Source organism: Actinomadura fibrosa, assembly GCF_900659615.1.
GTDB lineage: Bacteria > Actinomycetota > Actinomycetes > Streptosporangiales > Streptosporangiaceae > Spirillospora > Spirillospora fibrosa.
Genome location: NZ_CAACUY010000492.1, coordinates 1 through 2661 on the forward strand (window position 1 = coordinate 1; position 2661 = coordinate 2661).

The following is a 2661-nucleotide window of genomic DNA, read 5'->3' on the forward strand; positions in this document are numbered from 1 at the left end:
ACCTCACCCACCACCCCCACTGGAAACCCCAACCCACACCCCACCACCCCACCACCACCCTCCCCACCTACCCCTTCCAACACCACCACTACTGGCTCACGCCACCGTCCGGCACCGAACCCGCGCTCGACCATCCGTTCCTGCATAGCGCCACCGAATCCGCGCGGGACGGAACGTTGATCCTCACCGGCCGCATCGCGCTCGCCCCCCAGGGATGGCTGGCCGATCATACGGTCCACGGCATCGCCGTGGTCCCCGGTACCGCCCTGCTCGATCTCGCGCTCCAGGCCGCGGCCCGCACCGGATACCACCGGCTCGACGAACTCGTCCTGCGGGCCGCGCTGATCCTGCCGGAGCGGAGCGCCCTCGACCTCCAGGTCGTCGTAAGGCCGCCGGACTCCGACGATCGCCGCGTCGTCACCGTCCACGCCCGCCAGAGCGACGCGGCGGAATGGAACGAGTACGCCGCCGGCACGCTGAGCAAGGCGGTCGCGAGCCCGTCCACCGCGGGAAGCTGGCCACCGCCCGACGCCTCCCCCGTCGATGCCGACGCGCTCTACCAGGACCTCCTCGCCCGTGGCCTGAGCTACGGACCCGCATTCCGGTTCGACGCCGCCTGGCGCGACGGCAACACGGCCTACACCGAGATCGCCGTTCCGCCCGGCACCACCGACTTCACGCTCCTCGACCTCGCCCTGCACCCGGCCGCGCTGCTCGCCCCGGCCGAGGGGTCAGCGCAGGTGCCGTTCGCCTGGCGGGGTGTGCACCTCCACTCCACGGGATCGACCGCGCTGCGCGTCCGGGCGGCCATCACCGGCGAGGCCGCCCTGTCCGTCACCGTGGTCGATGACGTGGGCGAACCCGTTCTGGACGTGGAGTCCCTGACCTTGCGGCCGATGGCCGGTGACCAGCTCGCCGCCGCGGCGGACGCCCCGCCGCTGCACCGCCTCCGCTGGCGGCGGACGTCGATCGCCCCGCGAGCCACCGGCTCGTACTCGGTGCTGGACGGCGACGACCTCACATCGCTGACCGAGCCCGTACCGGCAGTCGTCGTGGCGCGGATCGCCGGGGACGGTAGCCCGGAGGGCGCGCACGGCTGCGCCGAGCGGGCACTGGGCCTGCTGCGGGCCTGGCTCGCCGACGAACGGTTCGCCACGTCCCGGCTGCTACTGGTGACGCGCGGCGCGACGTCCGTCAGGCCGGGCGACCGGATCGGCGATCTCGCGGCGGCACCGGCGTGGGGTCTGGTCCGCTCGGCGCGGACGGAACACCCGGATCGTTTCGCGATCGCCGATTTGGACCAGGACGTGGCCGAGTGCGGGGACCTCGTCACGGCCGCGGTCCTGGCCGGCATCGACGAGATCGCCGTACGGGAGGGGCACGTCCTGCTGCCCGAGGTCGTACGGATGGAGCCGGCCGACGTGCTGACCGCACCGGACGGGGACCCGTGGCGGCTCGAACTCACTGGGGAGGGCGGGCTCGACGGCCTCGCCCTGGTGTCCCGGCCCGAGTCGGCTCGGCCGCTGCGGTCCGGCGAGATCCGCGTCGCCATCCGCGCGGGCGGGCTGAGCTTCCACGACGTGGTCACCGCGCTCGGCATGGTCCGCGACGGTAAGCCGCTGGCCGGGGAAGGCGCCGGAGTAGTGACCGACGTCGGCCCGGACGTCGCCGGCCTCGCCCGCGGTGATCGGGTGATGGGGCTCCTCACCCACGGCCTCGGCCAGGTCACGATCACCGACCATCGGCTCGTCGTCCCGATACCGCCGGACTGGTCGTACGCGCAGGCCGCCACCGTGCCGGTCGCGTTCCTGACCGCGGCCTACACGCTCGGCGACCTGGCCGGCCTGCGCCCAGGACAGCGGCTCCTCATCCACGCGGCCGCAGGCGGAGTGGGCATGGCCGCGCTCCAGCTCGCCCGGCTCCGGAACGCCGACATCTACACGACCGCCTCGCCCGCCAAGTGGACCGCCCTACGCGGTCTCGGTGTCGAGCCGGACCGGATCGCCTCCTCTCGCACGACCGAGTACGGCGATCGCTTCCGGACGGCCGGTGGCTTCGACGCGGTACTGAACTGCCTGACCGGGACGCACATCGACGTCTCACTCGGCCTGCTGGCGCCCGGCGGCCGGTTCGTCGAACTCGGCAAGTCCGATATACGCGACGCCGACGAGATCGCCTCCGCCGCCCATCCGGGGGTGACGTACCAGACGTACGACATCCTCGATCCCGGCACCGACCGGCTGCACGCGCTGCTGGCCGAGTTGGCCGGCCACTTCGCGGAGGGCACGCTCAGCCCGCTGCCGGTGACCGCTTTCGATGTACGGCAGGCGCCCGACGCGTTCCGGCACGTCGCCCAGGCGCGGCACACCGGCAAGGTCGTCCTGACGTTCCCCGACACCCTCGATCCGGAGGGGACGGTATTGATCACCGGCGGCACGGGGACCCTCGGCTCGCTGGTGGCCGACCATCTCGTGAGAAGGCACGGCGTCCGCCATCTCGTCCTGGCCGGCCGGCACGCCCGCACCTCCACCCGCACCACCGGCGGAGCCACCGTCACGACGCTCGCCTGCGACACCGCCGACCCCGAAGCCCTCGCCGCCCTCCTGGCCGACATCCCAGCCGAACACCCGCTCACCACCGTCATCCACGCCGCCGGAGTAC

General features: G+C 73.1%; 1 protein-coding gene. It reads left to right on the forward strand.

Annotated elements, in window-relative coordinates; translation table 11 throughout:
- Window positions 1-2661, forward strand: a 2661-nt coding sequence (locus tag E1300_RS48985; protein ID WP_131764084.1) for a SpnB-like Rossmann fold domain-containing protein, incomplete at both ends; no start/stop codon positions are given.